The sequence below is a fragment of the Frankia sp. CcWB2 genome (assembly GCF_977927585.1).
In genome coordinates, this window is the sequence record NZ_CDWRCM010000266.1 from 4,712 (window position 1) to 5,416 (window position 705).

Sequence of the window (705 nt, forward strand, 5' to 3'; positions counted from 1 at the left end):
GACCTGCGATGATGCTCTCGATCACGTATTTGTTACTTCATTACGTCCCCATAGGGCAGGACGCTCTCGACCGTCTACGGTCCCTTGACCTGACCGTGGAAGACCTCGTAGAGCCGTTGTGGGGGGCGGCGGCGGAAGCGCGAACATGTAGTGATCTTGACGCGCCCGGCGCGCCTGGCTACTTTTTCTGGACGCGCTGCAACCGCTATATGCGGGAGCGGAAGATTTCCGAGAACTGGGAGTGGAGCAACAAGGACTCAATCCTTCGTTGCATCCACCCCTTCGCGAAGTTTTCCATTACCGCCACGAGCGCAACGGGTGGCGTGGGTGACGAACAGCAGCCGGTAAGGGGACGTAATGAAGTAACAAATACGTGATCGAGAGCATCATCACAGGTCACAGGCCTGTGGAGGGTTCGAAACGCGCAAGTTATTTCATTTCGACTCCTAAGGACCAAGAACCCGAAGGGTGCGGCTTTCGCGGAACTCGTCGAGACCAATAATCAGCTCATAATATCTTTCCCTGGATATCAGATCGCTACAATGACCAGGGTAGAGCTGGAGCGAATTCCGACATGGCTTCTGCTCTATAAATCCTCCAAAGAAGGAATCAATTTCGAGCTCTCTCTACCCGTCGAGGTGGTAAACATTCACGTAGATTCGTGATCTTGCGGTGAGTGGTTGGTGTTGGAGCTGGGTGTGGATG

Annotated in this window: 1 protein-coding gene; it reads left to right on the top strand. The window is 53.9% G+C overall.

What is annotated here, in order from left to right:
* A partial coding sequence (locus ACY45C_RS20030; protein ID WP_462189105.1) for a hypothetical protein occupies positions 1-377 on the top strand: 377 nt, incomplete at its 5' end.
* Between the last annotated feature and the right edge of the window lie 328 nt (positions 378-705).